22 protein-coding genes, 2 pseudogenes and 1 other annotated feature are annotated in these 19438 nt (G+C 45.5%); of the genes and pseudogenes, 15 read left to right on the top strand and 9 right to left on the bottom strand.

Features of this window, described 5'->3' with window-relative positions; genetic code table 11:
• Nucleotides 1-230: 230 nt before the first annotated feature.
• From GNE05_RS14980 to motS, 4 genes are all read left to right on the top strand, one after another.
• Nucleotides 231-1307, top strand: a complete 1077-nt coding sequence (locus tag GNE05_RS14980) for a bifunctional 3-deoxy-7-phosphoheptulonate synthase/chorismate mutase (protein ID WP_003152383.1) — start codon at nucleotides 231-233, stop codon at nucleotides 1305-1307.
• A gap of 279 nt (nucleotides 1308-1586) precedes the next feature.
• On the top strand, nucleotides 1587-2591 hold the full coding sequence (ccpA, locus tag GNE05_RS14975; protein WP_003152385.1) for a catabolite control protein A: 1005 nt from the start codon (nucleotides 1587-1589) through the stop codon (nucleotides 2589-2591).
• A gap of 68 nt (nucleotides 2592-2659) precedes the next feature.
• Nucleotides 2660-3475: a flagellar motor protein MotP gene (gene motP, locus GNE05_RS14970; RefSeq protein ID WP_007408775.1), complete on the top strand. Its 816-nt coding sequence runs from the start codon at nucleotides 2660-2662 to the stop codon at nucleotides 3473-3475.
• A complete protein-coding gene (motS, locus tag GNE05_RS14965; protein ID WP_003152387.1) occupies nucleotides 3465-4154 on the top strand; it encodes a flagellar motor protein MotS in 690 nt (229 codons plus the stop codon). Before motP ends, motS begins: the two co-directional genes overlap by 11 nt.
• Before the next feature lie 9 nt (nucleotides 4155-4163).
• Here the strand turns inward: motS and GNE05_RS14960 are convergent, their stop codons facing one another.
• Genes GNE05_RS14960 through GNE05_RS14950 form a run of 3 tightly spaced genes read right to left on the bottom strand, consistent with a single transcriptional unit; the run spans nucleotide 4164 to nucleotide 6628 of the window.
• Complete coding sequence (locus GNE05_RS14960) at nucleotides 4164-5330, bottom strand: acetoin utilization protein AcuC (protein ID WP_014418653.1); 1167 nt, start codon at nucleotides 5328-5330, stop codon at nucleotides 4164-4166.
• Nucleotides 5327-5971 (bottom strand): acetoin utilization AcuB family protein, encoded by a 645-nt coding sequence (locus tag GNE05_RS14955; protein ID WP_014418652.1) that lies wholly within the window; start codon nucleotides 5969-5971, stop codon nucleotides 5327-5329. The genes GNE05_RS14960 and GNE05_RS14955 overlap by 4 nt, the downstream gene beginning before the upstream one ends.
• A 24-nt stretch (nucleotides 5972-5995) precedes the next feature.
• Complete coding sequence (locus GNE05_RS14950; protein WP_160182926.1) at nucleotides 5996-6628, bottom strand: GNAT family N-acetyltransferase; 633 nt, start codon at nucleotides 6626-6628, stop codon at nucleotides 5996-5998.
• 158 nt (nucleotides 6629-6786) lie between these two features.
• Between GNE05_RS14950 and acsA the strand changes: the two genes are divergently transcribed.
• The 3 genes from acsA to sr7p all read left to right on the top strand — a co-directional run bounded on the left by acsA (nucleotide 6787) and on the right by sr7p (nucleotide 10353).
• Entirely contained in the window at nucleotides 6787-8505 is a 1719-nt protein-coding gene (gene acsA / locus GNE05_RS14945; RefSeq protein ID WP_014418650.1) for an acetate--CoA ligase, read from the top strand.
• Between the two features lie 53 nt (nucleotides 8506-8558).
• Nucleotides 8559-8792, top strand: a binding site (T-box leader).
• Nucleotides 8793-8842: 50 nt separating this feature from the next.
• Nucleotides 8843-10108 (top strand): tyrosine--tRNA ligase, encoded by a 1266-nt coding sequence (gene tyrS, locus GNE05_RS14940; RefSeq protein WP_007613147.1) that lies wholly within the window; start codon nucleotides 8843-8845, stop codon nucleotides 10106-10108.
• A gap of 119 nt (nucleotides 10109-10227) precedes the next feature.
• On the top strand, nucleotides 10228-10353 hold the full coding sequence (gene sr7p, locus GNE05_RS21425) for a small protein SR7P (RefSeq protein ID WP_007408768.1): 126 nt from the start codon (nucleotides 10228-10230) through the stop codon (nucleotides 10351-10353).
• A gap of 40 nt (nucleotides 10354-10393) precedes the next feature.
• Here the strand turns inward: sr7p and GNE05_RS14935 are convergent, their stop codons facing one another.
• The 3 genes from GNE05_RS14935 to GNE05_RS14925 all read right to left on the bottom strand — a co-directional run bounded on the left by GNE05_RS14935 (nucleotide 10394) and on the right by GNE05_RS14925 (nucleotide 12324).
• Nucleotides 10394-10717, bottom strand: coding sequence for an AzlD domain-containing protein (locus GNE05_RS14935; protein WP_007408767.1), 324 nt, complete (start codon nucleotides 10715-10717; stop codon nucleotides 10394-10396).
• A complete protein-coding gene (locus tag GNE05_RS14930; RefSeq protein ID WP_014418649.1) occupies nucleotides 10714-11445 on the bottom strand; it encodes an AzlC family ABC transporter permease in 732 nt (243 codons plus the stop codon). Before GNE05_RS14930 ends, GNE05_RS14935 begins: the two co-directional genes overlap by 4 nt.
• A gap of 72 nt (nucleotides 11446-11517) precedes the next feature.
• Nucleotides 11518-12324 (bottom strand): TrmB family transcriptional regulator, encoded by an 807-nt coding sequence (locus GNE05_RS14925; RefSeq protein ID WP_007408765.1) that lies wholly within the window; start codon nucleotides 12322-12324, stop codon nucleotides 11518-11520.
• 222 nt (nucleotides 12325-12546) lie between these two features.
• Here GNE05_RS14925 and GNE05_RS14920 point away from each other — a divergent pair, with 222 nt between their 5' ends.
• From GNE05_RS14920 to GNE05_RS14910, 4 genes and pseudogenes are all read left to right on the top strand, one after another.
• A complete protein-coding gene (locus GNE05_RS14920) occupies nucleotides 12547-13416 on the top strand; it encodes a cation diffusion facilitator family transporter (protein ID WP_065180599.1) in 870 nt (289 codons plus the stop codon).
• A 160-nt stretch (nucleotides 13417-13576) separates the two neighbouring features.
• Nucleotides 13577-13627, top strand: a pseudogene (locus GNE05_RS21555) (hypothetical protein); the annotation flags it as partial.
• A 47-nt stretch (nucleotides 13628-13674) separates the two neighbouring features.
• Nucleotides 13675-13920: a hypothetical protein gene (locus GNE05_RS14915; RefSeq protein ID WP_032863536.1), complete on the top strand. Its 246-nt coding sequence runs from the start codon at nucleotides 13675-13677 to the stop codon at nucleotides 13918-13920.
• A 179-nt stretch (nucleotides 13921-14099) separates the two neighbouring features.
• On the top strand, nucleotides 14100-14852 hold the full coding sequence (locus tag GNE05_RS14910; protein ID WP_014418647.1) for an SGNH/GDSL hydrolase family protein: 753 nt from the start codon (nucleotides 14100-14102) through the stop codon (nucleotides 14850-14852).
• 15 nt (nucleotides 14853-14867) lie between these two features.
• On the opposite strand, the gene GNE05_RS21420 is transcribed toward GNE05_RS14910, so the two are convergent.
• From GNE05_RS21420 to GNE05_RS14900, 3 genes are all read right to left on the bottom strand, one after another.
• Nucleotides 14868-14996 carry a hypothetical protein gene (locus GNE05_RS21420; RefSeq protein WP_003152400.1) on the bottom strand — a complete coding sequence of 43 codons (129 nt, stop codon included), beginning with the start codon at nucleotides 14994-14996 and terminating at the stop codon, nucleotides 14868-14870.
• A 146-nt stretch (nucleotides 14997-15142) separates the two neighbouring features.
• Nucleotides 15143-15652: a type 1 glutamine amidotransferase domain-containing protein gene (locus GNE05_RS14905; RefSeq protein ID WP_160182925.1), complete on the bottom strand. Its 510-nt coding sequence runs from the start codon at nucleotides 15650-15652 to the stop codon at nucleotides 15143-15145.
• A gap of 154 nt (nucleotides 15653-15806) precedes the next feature.
• Entirely contained in the window at nucleotides 15807-16034 is a 228-nt protein-coding gene (locus GNE05_RS14900) for a hypothetical protein (protein WP_003152402.1), read from the bottom strand.
• Nucleotides 16035-16270: 236 nt separating this feature from the next.
• Between GNE05_RS14900 and hmpA the strand changes: the two genes are divergently transcribed.
• From hmpA to GNE05_RS14880, 4 genes and pseudogenes are all read left to right on the top strand, one after another.
• Entirely contained in the window at nucleotides 16271-17461 is a 1191-nt protein-coding gene (gene hmpA, locus GNE05_RS14895; protein ID WP_160182924.1) for an NO-inducible flavohemoprotein, read from the top strand.
• A 365-nt stretch (nucleotides 17462-17826) separates the two neighbouring features.
• A pseudogene (locus tag GNE05_RS21550) lies at nucleotides 17827-18214 on the top strand (peptidoglycan-binding domain-containing protein); the annotation flags it as partial.
• 334 nt (nucleotides 18215-18548) lie between these two features.
• Complete coding sequence (locus GNE05_RS14885) at nucleotides 18549-18701, top strand: hypothetical protein (protein ID WP_160182923.1); 153 nt, start codon at nucleotides 18549-18551, stop codon at nucleotides 18699-18701.
• A gap of 552 nt (nucleotides 18702-19253) precedes the next feature.
• Nucleotides 19254-19418, top strand: coding sequence for a response regulator aspartate phosphatase (locus GNE05_RS14880; protein WP_160182922.1), 165 nt, complete (start codon nucleotides 19254-19256; stop codon nucleotides 19416-19418).
• The last annotated feature ends 20 nt before the right edge of the window (nucleotides 19419-19438 follow it).

The raw sequence follows: 19438 nt of genomic DNA, 5'->3' as shown, positions 1-19438 counted from the left end.
GGCCGCCGGTTGATACCGGCGGTTTTTTTTTGAAAAAAACTATTGATCATTTCAGCCGGATCATGTAGGATATCAATATACGTTACTTCAACGCATAAAAGCTTAAAAGCGTTTTGGTGATAAAGTAAAATGCGAAAAAATTTATTATTTTATATTCCTATTTTCGCATAACTGTAGTAAGATGCATGTTAACCATTAAAATAAAACATAGCATAGAAGGGATGAAAAAGATGAGCAACAAGGAATTAGAGAGCCTAAGACAGCAGGCAGACGCACTAAACTTAGAAATCCTTAAATTAATCAATGAACGCGGAGCCGTTGTAAAAGAAATCGGTAAAGCAAAGGAAGCACAGGGTGTCAACCGATTTGACCCTGTCAGAGAGCGTACAATGCTTAACCGCATTATTGAAAGCAATGACGGCCCATTTGAAAACTCAACGATCCAGCATATTTTCAAAGAAATTTTCAAAGCCGGACTTGAACTTCAAGAAGAGGATCACAGCAAAGCGTTGCTCGTCTCCCGGAAGAAAAAAGCAGAAGATACGATCGTTGATATTAAAGGCGAAAAAATCGGTGACGGCGATCAGAGATTCATCGTCGGACCTTGTGCCGTAGAAAGCTATGAGCAGGTTGCCGAAGTAGCGGCCGCAGCGAAAAAACAAGGCATTAAAATCCTGCGCGGAGGCGCGTTTAAACCCCGCACAAGTCCGTATGATTTCCAAGGTCTCGGTGTAGAAGGCCTGCAAATTCTTAAACGCGTCGCTGATGAATATGACCTCGCGGTGATCAGTGAAATCGTAACGCCCGCCCACATTGAGCAAGCGATTGATTACATTGACGTCATTCAGATCGGCGCGCGGAACATGCAAAACTTTGAATTGCTGAAAGCGGCCGGTTCCGTTAAAAAGCCGGTATTGTTAAAACGCGGTCTTGCCGCAACAATTTCAGAGTTCATCAATGCAGCTGAATACATCATGTCACAAGGAAACGACCAAATCATTCTTTGTGAGCGCGGAATCAGAACGTACGAAACGGCAACGAGAAACACACTCGACATTTCTGCCGTGCCGATTTTGAAACAGGAAACTCACTTGCCGGTGTTTGTTGACGTCACACACTCAACAGGCCGCCGCGATCTCCTGCTTCCGACAGCAAAAGCGGCGCTTGCGATCGGCGCTGACGGCGTGATGGCCGAAGTTCACCCTGATCCTTCCGTTGCCCTTTCAGACTCTGCGCAGCAGATGGATATACCTGAATTCGAGAAATGGCTGAACGAATTAAAGCCAATGCTGAAAGTAAAAGCATAATACAACGTTCCGCTCTTTAAAGGCCGCCTCGCGCGGCTTTTTTTTCGTATCTTCATTTTATTTAATTATAAAATGAAAGTGAACGTTTTCATCACTGGGAAAAACGTGTATAATTTCATGAGAGATATTTAAATTTGATGAATAATGAAAAATAATGTACACTACTGACTTACGCTTACAATCATAAACGACAGAATGCGAAATCGTACGACATTTCTTTACATAAAGTGTTTATGCTATAGATAAGGATAAGTGTATCCAGTAAAAGGAGTGGTTTCAGTGAGCAACATTACGATATACGATGTGGCCAGAGAAGCAAATGTCAGTATGGCAACTGTTTCCCGCGTCGTGAACGGCAACCCGAATGTAAAACCGACGACCAGAAAAAAAGTATTGGAAGCCATTGACCGGCTCGGCTACCGCCCGAACGCGGTGGCAAGAGGGCTTGCAAGCAAAAAAACGACAACGGTCGGCGTCATCATCCCTGATATCTCAAGCATTTTCTACTCGGAACTTGCGCGTGGAATTGAAGATATCGCGACGATGTACAAATATAATATTATTTTAAGCAACTCGGACCAAAATCTTGAGAAAGAACTGCATCTGTTAAATACGATGCTCGGCAAACAAGTGGACGGTATCGTATTTATGGGCGGCAACATTACGGACGAGCATGTCGAAGAATTTAAGCGCTCTCCTGTGCCGATCGTCTTGGCGGCATCAGTGGAAGAACAGGGCGAGACGCCTTCTGTCGCCATTGATTATGAACAGGCGATTTATGATGCCGTTAAGCTTTTCATTGATAAAGGGCATCGCGATATCGCATTCGTCTCCGGACCGATGCAAGAGCCGATCAACCGTTCGAAAAAACTGCAAGGGTACAAACGGGCGCTTGAAGAAGCGGCGATTCCGTTTAACGAGCAATTCGTAGCGGAAGGCGATTACACCTATGATTCCGGTATGGAGGCGCTTCAAAGCTTGATGGGCCTTGACCGGAAACCGACGGCGATTCTTTCTGCGACGGATGAAATGGCCCTCGGCATTATCCATGCGGCCCAAGATCAAGGTCTTTCGATTCCTGATGATCTTGATATTATCGGTTTTGACAATACGAGATTGAGCCTGATGGTCCGCCCTCAGCTTTCAACAGTCGTGCAGCCTACGTACGATATCGGCGCCGTGGCGATGAGACTTTTGACAAAACTGATGAACAAAGAGCCGGTTGAAGAGCATATCGTCGAATTGCCTCACCGCATCGAATTAAGACAATCAACCAAGTCATAAAAAAACGGAAAAGCAAGCTTCACTCTGAGGGGTGGAATCTTGCTTTTTTACTTGAGTAAGGAGAAGATATGAAACGTTTTGATTATCTGACGCCCGTTGGCTTTATGTTAGGCTGTATTATTGTCGCAATCGGTATTCTGTCAGGGACGGGACTGGCGGGAATCAGTTCATTTTTAGATCTGACTTCTTTTTTAATCGTCACAGGCGGCCTTGCTGCGGCGATCTTTATCAGTTTTCCGCCGAGGGATTTAAAGAAAACCCCTTCTGTTCTGAAACAGGTATTCTCCCGTCAGGATGACAATGTGAAAGAGCTTGTCAGAGTATTTGTCAGCCTTTCGGAGCAGGCGCGCAGGCAGGGGCTGCTGTCTCTGGATGACCAGGCGCGTGAGATCAAGGATCCGTTTTTAAAAAAAGGGCTTTTGCTTGCGATTGACGGCTGGGACGAGGAAACGATCCGGCTGGTGATGGATTCTGAGATCGCCGCGATGGAAGAAAGACACAGAAAAGGAAGACGCGTTTTTGAAAAAGCCGGTGATTTCGCACCTGCCTGGGGAATGATCGGGACGCTCGTCGGACTCGTTCTCATGCTTAAAAACTTAAATGACCCGCATACCCTCGGACCGAACATGGCCGTTGCGCTATTGACGACGCTGTACGGAGCGCTGCTTGCCAACTTGGTATTTATCCCAATCGCGGCAAAGCTTGAAGAAAAAACGGAAAGTGAAATTTTCATCAAACAGGTCATGATCGAAGGGGTTGTCGGCATCCAATCGGGCAAAAATCCCCGCAACCTCGAAAGTCAGCTTGTCGTCTTCAGCTCAAGAGAAGACTGGCGTAAAGGACAGCCTGCGAACAAGAAAAAGGGCGCTGTCCATGAAGCTTAGAAAAGAGCGTTTTGAAAGAAGAAACAAACCGGAACATTCCGGCGGTTCACCAAGATGGATGGTGACGTTCGCTGACTTGATCACGCTCATTCTCGTGTTCTTTATATTGCTTTTTTCGATGTCGCAAATAGACGCGGAAAAATTTCAATCTGCCGTTTCATCGATTCATACAAACGGCAGCGGGGGTGAACCGGCGTCATCAGACAAAGCAAACGAAAATAAAGAACAGGATTTGCTGTTACAAAACGTGAAGACATACATAAAAGCGCATCATTTGAGTTCGAAATTGACGGCGAAGCGCGATGAGCGCGGAGTGGTTCTGGTGCTGCAGGAGGCCGTTCTGTTTCAGACAGGAAAAGCGGATGTGCTGAAAAACGCCGAGCCGGTTCTGCATCAGATCGCGGTGCTTTTAAAAACAATTCCGAATGACATACAGGTAGAAGGCCATACGGACAGCCGCCGGATTTCCACCTATCAATTTCCGTCGAACTGGGAGCTGTCGTCTGCAAGAGCGGCGAGTGTGATCCGGTATTTTACCGCGAATGAAGACTTTTCCGCCAAACGGTTTATCTCTGCCGGGTATGCGGATACGAAACCTGTGAAGGACAACAAAAGTCCCGGACATATGAAAGAAAACCGCCGTGTAGAAATTGTGATCAAAAAAACGACCTCCTCATAAGGTCGTTTTTTATTTTGTCTTATACCGCTGCTCAGACCGGATGGCAAAAAGTGCTTTTTCCACGGTTTGGGCATTTTTTTCTGAAATTTCTTCTTTGCGGGGAATCGGAGGATATAATTGTTCAGGATCACTCCAAAAAGCGGGCAACGTGCAGGGGGAGTGCTTCTGCCATTTATCAATCCATTTCTGCGGTATGCGTTCCCCGGGATCAATCCCTTTCATCTCAAGCCAAATGCGGCTCCATGCTCTCGGGACGACTCTCCAAATATCGTATCCGCCGCCGCCGACCGCGATCCATCTGCCGCTGCAATATTGATGGGCTAATGAATGAGCGAGCCGCGGGATCTCCTGATAAATGGAGATTGTATTGGACAGGTGTGTCAACGGGTCGTAATAATGGGCGTCCGCACCGTTTTGGGTAAGAATCACATCCGGTTTAAAAAAAGCCGCGATTTCTGAGGCGGCCGTTTTGTAAGCGTGAAGAAAGGAATCGTCCTCTGTGAAAGCGTCCAGCGGAATGTTAAAAGAATAGCCGTAGCCTTGCCCGCTTCCTTTTTCCAGTACCTGTCCCGTCCCGGGAAATAAATAACGCCCGGTCTCGTGAAAAGATACAGTGCAGACATCAGACCTGTCGTAAAACGTAAATTGAACGCCGTCGCCGTGATGAGCGTCTGTATCAATGTATAGCACTTTTGCCCCGTAGTTCTTCTGGATGTATTGGATGGCCACGGCGCTGTCATTATAGATACAAAAGCCTGAGGCCCTGCCGCGGAAGCCGTGGTGAAGGCCGCCTCCTAAATTGCAGGCGTGCCTAGCTTGTCCCGTCATGACATAATCAGCCGCCGTTAAGGTGCCGCCCACCAGAAGTGACGCGGCATCATGCATGCCGGCAAAAACGGGAGTGTCTTCCGTTCCGAGACCGTAGCTTTCTCCTTCCGCGGCAGGGAGCCGGCCCGCACCCGCTAGTTCCACCGCCTGTATATAATCCTCCGTATGAACGAGAGCCAACTCTTCTTTAGCGGCCGTGCGCGGTGTGACGATATCTCCTTCGTCAAACGCATCCGCCGCCTGAAGCAGATCGTATGTTAAAAGCACGCGGCGCTGATTGAACGGATGTTCCTGATGAAATTGATACGTCTGATAAGAAGGCGAGTAAACAAAAACGCTGTCTCTCATGGCTGATCCCTCAAATGTTTCGGCCATAAGACATTGTATCCGGCTTCTTGAACGGCACGGATAAAAGGGAGCGGATTCATCGTCTTCACCCGGAAGACGAGAATGTTCGACCCGGCGGAATCATGGGGATAGACGAGCACACTCAGGATTTGCAGCTGAAGATCACGGCACATGCAGCTGAGATCAGCAAGGCTTTTTGTCATATCCGTCACCAGGATTTCCACCTGTGATCCCGGCTGGGCCGCGCCTGTCAGGCTGACGAAAGTCCGGAGCACGTCGGTTTTCGTTAAAATGCCCGTCAGCTTATGGTTTACCGTAATCGGCAGACAGCCGATGCCGTGCTCATAAAAGGAAGCGGATATTTCTTCTACAAAGTCAAGCGGATGGGCGCAGATGACATTCCGCTTCATAATGGTCTCCACTTTGTTTGTCAGAAACGCGCCGCGTTCCTTTTGTTCAAAGCTGCCGGGGCCGGCCTGTTTAATGTCTCTATCTGTGACAATACCGGTGACGTGCAGCTCGTCGTCGATGACAGGGAGATGGCGGATATGATATGCCTTCATTTTACGGACGGCTGTTTCAATGGAGTCGTGTTTTGAGACGGTGATGACGTCCCGTTTCATGATTTGTTCTGCAATCATCTTTTTATCCCCTTTGTATGTCAGTCAATACATAAATCGCTGATAAAAACGAAGCCTGTCGAACTGTTCAATTGACTCCTGACTGACGTGCCTGCCGATGCGGGCCATCAGACAATTGGCCGGGTGAGAGCTGATTTCCGGTTCATCCGTTGCGAACCAGACAAGACCCCCGGCATTCATCATCTTTTCCATGATCTTTCTGTATTCCCACACATCTTTTTTCATTCCTTTTAAATCCCAATGCCAGTAATATTCCGTCGTCATGATGATGTACCGTTCCATCTGTTCATCCATCATGCTGACTGTCAGCAGCGTTTTTCCGACAGAACAGCCCCTGTAGCCGGGAGCGACCTCGATCGCCCCGAGTTCAAGGAGGTCTTCCATATTTCCGTCAGACCACCGTTCAAGCGGATCAGGATATAAATACGTCACATAGCCGATAATCGTCTGTCCGTCCCTGGCGATAATGATCCGACCTTCAGCAAGCCCGGCGATCTCGATTAACGCTTTGTGCTGTTCATGAGGAAGGCGAAAGGCTGTCAGGCCTTCATGAAACTCATACTGTGCTAGGTCATCTGGAGGAACGGGCCCTTCTACTAAAAGAGGGCCGGCTGCTGTCTGAATTAATGAAGAATGGTACGTTTTATGATGTTTCACTGATTCACCGCCTGTCGGTTCTTAATAAAAACACATCTCCCTTAAGCATAACAAAATATAAAGCGTTTTCAATAGTGTTGTAATTTATATTTTAAAAATTGAGAAAACTGTGAACATCTACTATAATTAGTCTATAGATAAGCAAAGGGGGATGTTGCATGAATTTGAAAGCGTTGCCGGCGGAAAAGGGGAATTATCATCTGCGAAATTATGAGGAAACGTACCGCAGCTTCGATTGGAAAGAGGTCGAAGCGGAGTTTTCCTGGCATCAGACGGGGAAGCTGAATGCGGCGTATGAAGCAATTGACCGTCATGCCGAATCATTTCGAAAAAACAAAGTAGCGCTGTATTACAAGGACGCAAACCGGGATGAAAAATACACATTTAAAGAAATGATGGAGGAATCGAACCGGGCGGGAAATGTACTGAGACGGTATGGAAACGTGGAAAAAGGGGACCGCGTTTTTATTTTCATGCCGCGTTCGCCGGAGCTTTACTTTATCATGCTCGGCGCAATTAAAATCGGTGCGATCGCCGGTCCTTTATTTGAAGCGTTTATGGAAGGCGCCGTCAAAGACCGCCTCTTGAACAGCCAGGCAAAGGTTGTCGTGACGACACCTGAACTGGCCGAACGGATTCCGGCGGACAGCCTGCCCGACCTCGAGCATATTTTCATTGTCGGCGGCAGCAAAGAAGCGGGAGATAAAATCATCCATTATGATAAAGCGGCTGAGGGAGAAAGCACGAGACTTGATATTGAATGGATGGACAGAAGAGACGGCTACCTGCTTCACTACACATCAGGATCTACCGGAACGCCCAAAGGTGTGCTCCACGTTCATGAAGCCATGATTCAGCAATACCAGACCGGCAAGTGGGTGCTTGATCTTAAAGAAGACGATATTTACTGGTGCACTGCGGACCCGGGCTGGGTGACCGGGACGGTGTACGGGATATTTGCGCCGTGGCTGAACGGAGCGGCGAATGTGATCGTCGGCGGCAGATTCAGTCCGGAAAACTGGTACGGCACGATTGAGAAGCTCGGTGTCAGCGTCTGGTACAGCGCTCCGACGGCTTTCAGAATGCTTATGGGCGCCGGAGATGAAATGGCATCCAAATTTGACCTTACTTCACTTCGTCACGTCCTGAGTGTCGGAGAACCTTTGAACCCCGAGGTCATCAAGTGGGGACATAAAGTATTCGGCAAGCGCATCCACGACACATGGTGGATGACAGAAACGGGCGGTCAGCTCATCTGCAATTATCCTTGCATGGAGATCAAGCCGGGTTCAATGGGGAAACCGATTCCGGGAGTGGAAGCGGCGATCGTTGACAATCAGGGAAATGAGCTTCCGCCGTACCGAATGGGAAATCTCGCCATTAAAAAGGGCTGGCCGTCGATGATGGATTCCATTTGGAATAACAAAGAGAAATATGATTCTTATTTCATGCCGGGCGGCTGGTATGTTTCCGGAGATTCTGCTTATATGGATGAAGACGGTTATTTCTGGTTCCAAGGCAGAGTCGATGATGTCATCATGACATCCGGCGAGCGCGTCGGCCCGTTTGAAGTCGAAAGCAAACTTGTTGAACATCCGGCGATTGCCGAAGCCGGCGTTATCGGAAAGCCGGACCCTGTCCGGGGAGAAATTATTAAAGCGTTTATCGCGCTCAGAGAAGGGCATGAGCCATCCGATCAGCTGAAGGAGGACATTCGCCTCTTTGTAAAACAGGGGCTTGCCGCGCATGCCGCACCGCGGGAAATTGAATTCAAAGATAAACTTCCAAAAACACGGAGCGGAAAAATCATGAGACGTGTGCTGAAGGCATGGGAGCTGAACCTGCCGGCAGGCGACCTGTCCACAATGGAAGATTAAAGACGGCGTTGACATCGTATCTTATTTATGTTAAAAATGAGTAAGCTTCATACGAAAAGGTTTTGATTGAGACAAGTAGGGTATCTGATTGTTCAAGAGAGCTGATGGCCGGTGAAAATCAGCACATAAGATATGCCGAATACACTCATGAACCGCTTTTGCGAACAAAGCCATTCCAAGGCTTTCAGTAGTGAAAGAGCGGACACGGTCCGTTATCAAAAAGAGTGATAAAAGCTTTTTTTATGTTTTTATTAGTAGGGTGGTACCGCGATTATATCGTCCCTTCGTTTTAAACGAAGGGGCGTTTTTTATTTTCATAAACAAAGGAGCAGACAAAATGACTAACTTATTAGAGGATTTATCATTCCGCGGCTTAATCCAGCAAATGACGGATGAAGAAGGACTGAATAAACAGCTGAACGAAGAAAAAATCCGTTTATACTCAGGGTTTGACCCGACGGCTGACAGCCTGCACATCGGACACCTTCTGCCGATATTGACACTGCGCCGTTTCCAGCTTGCAGGCCACCATCCGATTGCGCTTGTAGGCGGCGCGACGGGACTGATCGGCGATCCGAGCGGCAAAAAAGCGGAGCGTACGTTAAATACTCAGGATATCGTTGTCGAATGGTCGCAAAAAATTAAAAATCAGCTTTCCCGATTTTTAGATTTCGAGGCCGGAGAAAACCCCGCTGTCATAGCGAACAACTTTGATTGGATCGGAAAGCTGAGCATTATTGAATTTCTCCGTGACGTCGGAAAGAACTTCGGAATTAACTACATGCTTGCGAAAGATACTGTAAGCTCAAGAATTGAAACCGGAATTTCTTACACAGAATTCAGCTACATGATCCTGCAATCCTACGATTTTCTGAATCTGTACAGAGAAAAGAACTGCAAACTCCAAATCGGAGGCAGTGACCAGTGGGGCAACATCACGGCCGGTCTTGAACTGATCAGAAAATCAGAAGAAGAAGGGGCGAAAGCTTTCGGTCTTACCATTCCGCTCGTCACAAAAGCTGACGGCACGAAATTCGGCAAAACGGAAGGCGGCGCCATTTGGCTTGATAAAGAAAAAACATCGCCGTACGAATTCTACCAGTTCTGGATCAATACAGATGACCGCGACGTCGTCAAATACTTAAAATACTTTACTTTCTTGTCAAAAGAGGAAATTGAAGCTTATGCTGAAAAAACGGAGACGGCTCCTGAGAAAAGAGAAGCGCAGAAACGTCTCGCCGAAGAGGTGACTGTTCTTGTACACGGCCGCGAAGCGCTTGAGCAGGCCGTTCATATCTCCCAGGCGCTATTCAGCGGCAATATTAAAGAGCTTTCCGCTCAAGACGTCAAGGTAGGATTTAAAGATGTACCTTCGTTTGAAAAAGACCGCTCTGAAGAACTGTCTTTAGTAGACGTGCTTGTGGAATCTAAATTGTCGCCTTCAAAACGGCAGGCCCGCGAAGACATTCAAAACGGAGCTGTTTACATTAACGGCGAGCGCCAGACGGACATCGGGCATCTTCTGACTGCGGAAGACCGCATTGAAGATCAATTTACCGTACTGCGCCGCGGAAAGAAAAAATACTTCCTGATCACGTACTGAAAATAAAAAGCAGTCCGGCCGCTCAATGCGGCAGGCTGCTTTTTTATGTTTTGTGAATACTGCACGGGGAAATGAGTACAGTACATAGTATAAGCAAAACAGGGAAGGGGTGCTGCGCCGTGAATTTCATGTTTACCATCGCAAAAGAAAGATTGCAGCGGGATCATTGGGAACAGCAGCAAAGCATAAATGCCGAAGCCAAAGCCGAGGAATCAGAGACGGAAGAAGAAAATCCGACATCATAAAGGGAAAGCCTCCATTCTGCGGAATGGAGGCTTTTGATTGTCACCATATCAGCCTGACGGCGGCCATCAGCACGACTCCTGTGATGACCGTGATGGATAAGCTTTTTGTCCGCATCGCGCAAAGCAATGTCGGGATGAGAACGATCATTGCTTTCCAATCAAAGGTCAAAGCGCTGTTTGTTTTCACAATCATGCTTTCCGTTACCAGAGCCGTCAAAATACAAAGCGGAATAAAGGAGAGCCATTTTAAAGCCAACTCAGGCATCTGAATGTTCCGGACAAATATAAACGGAACAATGCGCGGCACAAGTGTAACAATCATGCAGCCGAGTATAATCCAGATCATTTGTGTGCTGATGCTCATTTGTCCGTCACCACCCCGATCGTTGCCACAATCACGGTTGAGGCGATAACCGCGATGTGTGACGGGACGAAATACGATAACAAGACCATAAAAATGATCATATAGAGAATTAAGGAGAGGCTGTGCTTCAGCTTTTCCGAAGCGGACGACTGCAATTGCAGCACAAGCAGCGCCGCAAACATAGCGGGCAAAGCAAAGTCCAGGCCGAGCGCGTAAGGATCAGATATCCATTGTCCGAGAAGCCCGCCCATCACGCAGGAAATAACCCAGCACACGTAAGCGGTTATATTGAGACCGTTCATCCACTTATCGTATAACCTGCCGTTCTGAGCCGCTTTGTTCACCGCTACCCCGAAAGATTCGTCAGTAAGCAAAGCCCCGAAGCCGATATTTTTCGCCAAAGAGTATTTCGTGAAATACGGCGCGATGGTCAGGCTCAGCAGAAGGTGCCGCAGATTGACGATAAACGTCGTTAAAATAATGGCGGAAATAGGACTCCCGGAAACAAGGAGCGAGCAAATAATAAATTGGGCGGCGCCGGCATAGACACATAAAGATAACAAACAAATTTCAAGAATGCTTAGATGTGAGGCAACGCCAACGATGCCGAAAGCAAAACCGATGCTCATATAGCCCAGCAGCGTAGGCACACAATCCCGCACCCCCTGTAAAAACGTATCGTTCATTTCCCGGGAAACGGCGGTTTTTTGCACTTCTGTGTTAATCATTTTTTATACTCCTTTCATAGAGATTATAATGATAACGACTAATGAAAAAATCAAAGAAAATACGGTTCACATTTATATGAACCGATTTCCGGTGACGACATGAAATAACGAATGATTTTGTTTCATCAGGCCTTCAACTTTCTCAGCCCCGACTTCTTTCACAAGCTCCGCGAACATCAGATCGTGCCTCATATATTCCATAGCCACGAGAACGAGAGCGGGATCTTCTGATTTAATGGCCCAGGCATTCGTCTGCGGAGAAAAATTGGCGATTAAGACTTCTTTATTATCGCGGGCAGCTATCGTTAATCTCCCGCCCATCCGTTTCTCCGCCACTTCAGGAGACATATTATGATTTGTCGTATTTCCAAGTTTCACTTCCGGAGGGCCGAACACAATCGAAAAGACGGGCAATTGTTCGGCGGCGCGTTTGTTAGCGGCTTCTTGAATAAAGGGAATCTGCTGTTCCCAGACAGACAGCCACAACTCTTCCTCGGCTTTTTCAATCATATCCTTCATCTCATTGATGACATGATCATTCGTGCTGATGCGGCGGATGACATTCATCTCCTGCTCGCTTTCCAGCGCCAATAACTTTTCCTCAAGGTAGCCGAATGAGCTCTCGAAATCGTGCCGGAGCCGGTCGATTAATTCCTTTCCGGCCAGCGGGGCATATGTAACCGGATCAGACGGCACAATATGGACAGCGCCTTTATCAACTAATTTCCCCAATACCTCATAGATCATTGAGCGGGGGACGCCTGACCTTTTGCTGATTTCATATCCGGTAACAGGCGAGTGTTTCAACAAGCCGATATATGCTTTACATTCATATTGAGAAAATCCAAATTTCTGTAATTCTTTCAGAACATCCTCCATAAACATCCTCCGTAGTGGTTATTCATGAAACTACTATAATGTAAGCGATTATATCTTGTCAATGGGACTTGAGTGCTGAAAGAAAGGTGCGCCTGTTTTGTCGCTTTCCAACTTAGTTTATGGTGAGTTACATGTATGGCTTTTGTGAAAAACGTTGCCGTAGACCCACACGAATGCCGTTTGATACGATAAATTCAAGAAGTTAAAAAGAGGAGGATCACGGTGGAAAACACCTCTAAAATCGCTTTTTTATCGGTTATAAGCAATTCCCTGGTCGTCATGCTCAAAATAGTGGTGGGGATAATAACCGGATCTGTCGCGATACTTTCTGAAGCCATTCATTCTTTTTTAGATTTGATCGCCGCCTTCATCGCCTTTATCTCCGTCAGGATTTCAAAAAAGCCGGCTGATACAGGGCATCCGTACGGTCATGGAAAAGTCGAGAATCTGTCGGGGACTATCGAGACGATTCTGATTTTTGCGGCAGGGATTTGGATGATATATGAATGCGTTCAAAAACTGGTCAACCCGGCGCCGGTTCATCTGCCCGTATTGGGCATTGTTGTGATGCTTGCGGGGGCTCTCATTAATTTGATCGTTTCGAAGTTCGTAAAAAGAGAAGCCGAAAAGGTTAATTCCGTGGCAATGAAATCAAATGCCCTGCATTTACTGACTGACGTGTACACATCATTAGGCGTAGCGGCAAGCCTTTTGGTCGTTACCATAACGGAGTGGTACATACTTGATCCCATTATAGGTATGGTGCTGGCGATGTATATCATATATGAAGCGTTTAAGTTAATGAAAGAAGCATTCCCGCCGCTGATTGATACCCGTTTGTCGGAAGAGGAAGAAAAAACAATTTTAAAGATTATTGAAACATTTCAACAGGAATTTATTGAAATTCACGATTTTCGTACAAGACGCTCCGGCCCGCAGGAGTATATTGATTTTCACCTGGTCGTAGCCTCTCACGTGACGATTAAAGACGTGCACGACCTGTGTGACCGCATTGAAAGAGATATTACGAATGAATTCAAACAAGCACAGGTAATGATTCACCCCGAGCCGGAGAGCGAGAGGAAGAAATAAATCGATCTTATGTTTGCGTTTGTTCCCGGCAAAAGGCCCGTTCCCACGGGTCTTTTTGTTGTATAAATGACTATTTCTCGCTCATATGAGAGAGAAGCTTATACACGTGAGGGGTTCATTTCATACGTTATGTTGTAAAGAAAAAGGGAGGTGAACAGAATTGAACGCTATTTCTGTTAAAGAAATTGAACATGGAGTTGCCGTTGCGGAAAGAGAAGGTTTAGGGGAGTATTTATACCAAGAACCGGTTTCTAAAAAATGTTCGCGCCGTTCCCGCAGCAGAAAACGGACACACCGTTCCCGCAGCAGAAGACGGACGCATCACCGGACACACCGTTCCCGCAGCAGAAGACGGAGCCATCACCGGACACACCGCTCCCGCAGCAGAAGACGGACGCATCACCGGACACACCGTTCCCGCAGCAGAAGACGGACGCATCGCCGGACACACCGTTCCCGCAGCAGACGGTCTCATCAAAAACGTACCCGCAAACGCTGTTTTAAATGCTGACTGCAGACTCTATTACAAGTAACGGGGATCTGCTATAATGGCAAGAGAACTGCATAAAAGATCCGGTATCATCATCTGCGGACACTGAACTGACAACATGGCGCTGTTTGTTCGTGTCCGTTTTTTATGTCAAAAAAGATGCCGGAGGATAAAAAGGAAGGGATGACGCCGAATGAAGCTGAATGAGGATTTTTATAACTCTGAAGGAAAGACAGTCTCTTTGCCAAACATAAGCAGCAAGCTTTTGCATATCACGGACAGCGGGCATATCAGCATTGACTTCATCAGCATAAGCAGGCTGCGGAAGGCTTCAAAAATCGCGATCTTAGGTGACAGCGTCGCCCGGGGGCTGCGTGCGGAATACGGCTTTGGTGACATTCTGAAAGACCGGACAAACGCTGAAATAACCAATCTGTCTGTCAGCGGCGTTAACATGAGCAACAACGGAAGCGGTAACATTTATCAGCAGGCGCTTAAAACAAAGGGACATGATGTCATCATTGTCCAGGGAACAGATGATGATTGGTGCAACCACATTCCCATCGGCACAGATGAAAAGGATATCACCACATTTTACGGAGGCTTCTGCCAAGTGATCCAGCAGCTGCGGAGCGGAAATAAAGGCGCGAGCATCATTGTGGTGACCCCAACGAGACAAGCAAAAATATCAAAAGGAAAAATCGTCCGCCGTGATACTGATAAAAATAAACTGGGCCTGAAGCTGGCTGACTATGTGAAAGCCCAAAAAGAAGCCTGCACACTCCTCTCTGTACCGTATGCCGACCTGTTTGATACAGATCTCATCGACCCGTATAATCCCGCTTTCCGCAGCATGTGCATGTCAGAAGGTCTTCATCCGAACGAGAAAGGGCATCAAATCATATTTCAGGAAATCTGCCGGAATTATTATTACTATTACGGGTAACACAACGCTAACAGATTATTTTCGGCCTTGCTTTTCTAAAAGCTCAATTATTCTTTGAGATGCGTGTTTTTGCGCTCTCAAAAGCGAGATGATATTACCGGTAAAACCGATTAAAATGATCAGCAGCAAAATGATCATCCACATAAGTGAACCTCCCGTCGAGTGTTGAAAAACCCACTCTTTATTTTACTTATTATGGATGGGGAAGAGAATAGGTCTAACTATTGGTGTTTCTTTATCAATCCATAAAAAAATGCACAGACTGAACGGGTCTGTGCATTTTTATTCGCTTATTTCAGCAGGTTCAATGATTCACGATTAAAGGCTTCCAAATCGTCAGGCGTTCTGCTCGTTACGATGTTATGGCTCACGACGACTTCTTCATCTTTATAATGTGCGCCGGCATTGATTAAGTCTTTGCGGATGCTGCGGAATCCCGTGATATCTTTTCCTTTAAGAAGGTCGGTATCAATCAGCAGCTGCGGGCCGTGGCAGATCGCGAAAACGGGTTTCTGATTTTCCACGAATGATTTAGTGAATTCACCCGGGCGGTCATCTCCGCGCAGAAGATCCGGTGAAAAGCCTCCGGGAATCAATAACGCATCGAATTCCTTGGGCTCTGCGTCTGAGATCGCTTGATCGATCTTTACTTTCTCACCGTGCTTGCCCGTCACTTCTTTCCCTGCTTCTAAATCTATTGTCACCACACTGTGGCCCGCTTCTTTAAATGCTTCCGCCGGGCTTGTATATTCAATATCCTCAAATTGATCTGTCATCAGAACTGCGATTTTTTTGCTCATCATCATGCCTCCTGTGAATTTGTATATGACAAGAATATCAGGCGGATTGCCGCCTCACAACGTATTTGCTTGAAGATACGGCATGAAAAAAGACCCCTCTGAAAAAGAGGAGCCAAAAGGTACGGAGGTCTGCTGAGGCAAGAAATCGAACCAATTACTTTTTGCGTCTTTTTTTATCCTTTTTACACCCGCATTTCCCCGGATCGCCCGGATCAATGACTTCGTGAATTGTTTCTTCCTGATAAACGTGGCGGGGAACATAACGGATATGTTCTCTGTTAATGTGTTTGATGGGATGGACGTAAACCACTTCTTTGTCAGTATACTTGTCAGTCACAATATACTTAGGGTCACAGTAATACACTTTCGATTTTTTACCCATTCATCTCACCTCCCGTACTTTATTAAATGCTGAAAAGGAGGATTTTGCATCGGACAAGTACACTATGGCAAGTCCACAATTTTCCAGCTGCAATTTCGTTTTTCTGGTTTTTCCTGAATCCGTCTCAAATTGGTATGGCTAACCCTTTTTGAACGGGGAAATCTATAAAAAAGAATTCAAAAACGATTCTTTTCTCAGGTCAATCGAGATGCATACATCTTTAGGGGGATTTCAGAATGCTCGAAGAAAAAACGATTGAAATCATTAAAAGCACAGTGCCGGTCTTAGAAGAGCATGGTGAAGAAATCACAGGCCGATTTTATGACCTGCTGTTTCAGCATCACCCTGAGCTGCTGAATATCTTTAATCAGACAAATCAAAAGAAAAAAACACAGCGTACGGCCTTGTCGAATGCTGTGATCGCGGCCGCAGCCAATATTGACCGGCTGGAAAACATAGTCCCCGTCGTCAAACAAATCAGCCATAAGCACCGGAGTATCGGTGTTAAGCCCGAGCATTACCCAATCGTTGGAAAGTACTTGTTAATCGCGATAAAGGATGTGCTAAAAGACGGGGCCGCTCCTGAGGTCATTCAGGCATGGGAAAAAGCATACGGCGTCATTGCAGACGCTTTTATCGGAATTGAGAAGGACATGTATGAACAAGCGGAAACGCAAAAAGGCGGCTGGAAAGACTATAAGGCGTTTAAAATTGATAAAAAGGTAAAAGAAAGCAAAGAGATAACGTCGTTTTATTTAAAACCGGAAGACGGACAAGTTATCCCCGAATTCAAAGCGGGACAGTATATCAGTGTAAAAGTATATATTCCGGACACGGGCTATACGCATATCCGCCAGTACAGCTTATCCGACGTGTCCGGTAAGGATTATTACCGGATTTCCGTTAAAAAAGAAGGGGTTGTTTCCTCATATCTGCATGACCAATTACACGAAAAGGATTCAATTGAGATCAGCGCTCCGGCCGGGGATTTCGTATTAGACCCTGATTCCAAAAAGAATCTCGTTCTCATCAGTGCCGGTGTCGGAATTACTCCGATGATCAGCATGTTAAAGACGGTTGCCAAAACCCAGCCGCGGCGAAACGTTCTCTTTATCCATGCGGCAAGGAGCGGAGAGTATCATGCGTTGCGGTATGAAGCTGAAGAAGCCGCGGAACACTCATCCGTTGACACCCTCTTTATTTACAGCGAGCCGTCCGAACAAGACCGTTCAGAAAACATTCGTTTTCGGGAAGGCCGGATTGACAAACAGCTGTTAGAAGAAGTGATGACAGATAAAGATGCTGATTTTTACCTGTGCGGATCACCGTCGTTCATTAAAGAAATGAAAAAGCTGATTTCTGAATTCAATACACCGCCGGAATCCATTCACTATGAATTATTTGAACCGCAGCTGAGTATGGTGTGATTGAAGAAGGAAGGGCGATGTTAAGCATCCGGATTGGGTGCTTTTTTTATTTTATATCGGCCCCGTTTTGGGAGTGGGTATTTTGTTCCTTGAAAAAGCAGTTCCTGAAATGCCATTCCATCCTTGGAAATATTGCTTTTACAAGTAAACGGGGTTCTCGGCTCTGCTGATCTCGGAATTTTTGACCGCCCAGACGTTTACAGTTAACGAAATATGGTCAAAGGTCAGAAAAATGAAACATGAATTTGCTTATAAAAGATATTTTGATTATTATTGATTATCTGCAGTAATTTCAGGAACAGCTATTGGCCCTTCCGTTCTATCTTTAAGACCCGCGTTAAAAAGTGAATGGCCGACACGATTGAAAATATCAGCTCGTTTCAACTGTGAACGGATGGGATATATTGAGTACACCAATTCAAAAGGCCAGACATTCCACGGATACGTGAAAGTGTTTTATATAAAGAGTGATAATGAGCTGAAAAGCTGCGGCCAAAGAACGCCTGCCGTAAAGCTCAAAACAAAGTTTCAAAGTCACAAACCCATTAATCAGGGGCGCAGCCGTAAAATAAATACATGACAGCGTTGGCGGCTCTTTATTTCTACCCGGACAAAAGGAATCAGTGGGATTGATAGCACATATGGGCTAAAACATCAAATGCAGTCAAACGATTACATTCCATGTATGGGTTGACCTCTGATGGTATTTACGGGCAGGAAACTAGATATAAAATCCTGGATTTATTGAGATAAGTAGTTGTTTATACCTTCCGATGGTCAAGTGAATAAAACTAAATGATCAGGGGTGAAAAAAGCTTTACTGGTTAATTTTAACCGAAGTATGGTGCTGGGGTTTTTTTGAAAACCAGAGTTTGATATGGTTTTTTAAAAGAAGAAATGTATTTTGAAATTTAAGATTTTTAGTTCAGTAATGTCTATCGCAATTGCATCTAGTTTAACTTTGCCGTCATTTGCTTCGGCTGAAACTTTCTCAGCCCCTAAAATTCTTAGGAGTGTTCACAACCATTATCAGAGAGGTGACCGATAAATACGGAAAACCTATGAATTAAAAGATACGGATACTGATATGAAAATTGCCTTAGAGGTTGCAAAATCTGATTTAGAAGAAAAAGCAGTAGTTAATAAGGATGGTTTTGCTGAAAACTTTTACAAGAATGCAAAAATGCAAATGTTAGCGAAAAAGCTTTCGAGGAATTCAATGAATCGTTGGAAAATTTAAATAAAGATGTAAAAAAAGATTAATATAAATTAGGTAGTAATATATCTGATATAAAAGTTTCTGGAGCAGAAGATAGTGATGTTGCTGCTCAAGCATCATGGTTTATCTCTCATTCTAAATCTGCAAAAGCCCAAAAATTAATTTTGGCGGGTGCAGGAGTTTCTTTGCTTGCTTCTGAATTAGGTGTTCCGGTTATCGCTGCTTCTGGTTTAGCTGCATTAGCAGCCGGAGAGGGCCTATGTGATTGGAATGACAAGGATTTTATTTGATCTATACTTATAACCTTTTTACTTGTGTGCCAAAGTTTTAAAAAATTAAAAGAATTCAGGGTGGGCTAAATGCATAAAATTATTAATTACATCTTGGTAGGCTTGTTATTGGTGTATATCATTGTTTCCTTTTCTTTGAATTTTAGTAACAATGATATTCCATATATTTTTGTTGCTCTGATTCTCATCATTGTTTCTTTTATCTATGAAAAGAGAAAATCATATAAAAATTGAATTTTTTAAGTAGAAAGGCCTTTCCTAGACGGAAGGGCCTTTTAGTCATATGAGTAAACTGGCCTCTAAAAATGTTGCAAATATATTAAATGATTGGTATATCGCGATAAAACAACAAGACGTCGAGTCTGCTGAGAAATATTTTGAAGAGATCAAACCGCTTTTAGATGAATTAGGAGACGAACCGATTAATTGGTGTATAGAGGATTTATAAAAAGCGCAGATACTCTGCGC

It is taken from the genome of Bacillus sp. AM1(2019) (genome assembly GCF_009906915.1).
Classification (GTDB): Bacteria; Bacillota; Bacilli; order Bacillales; family Bacillaceae; genus Bacillus; species Bacillus velezensis.
The sequence above is the reverse complement of the archived record's forward strand: the minus strand, read 5'-3'. Positions and strand labels throughout refer to the sequence as shown.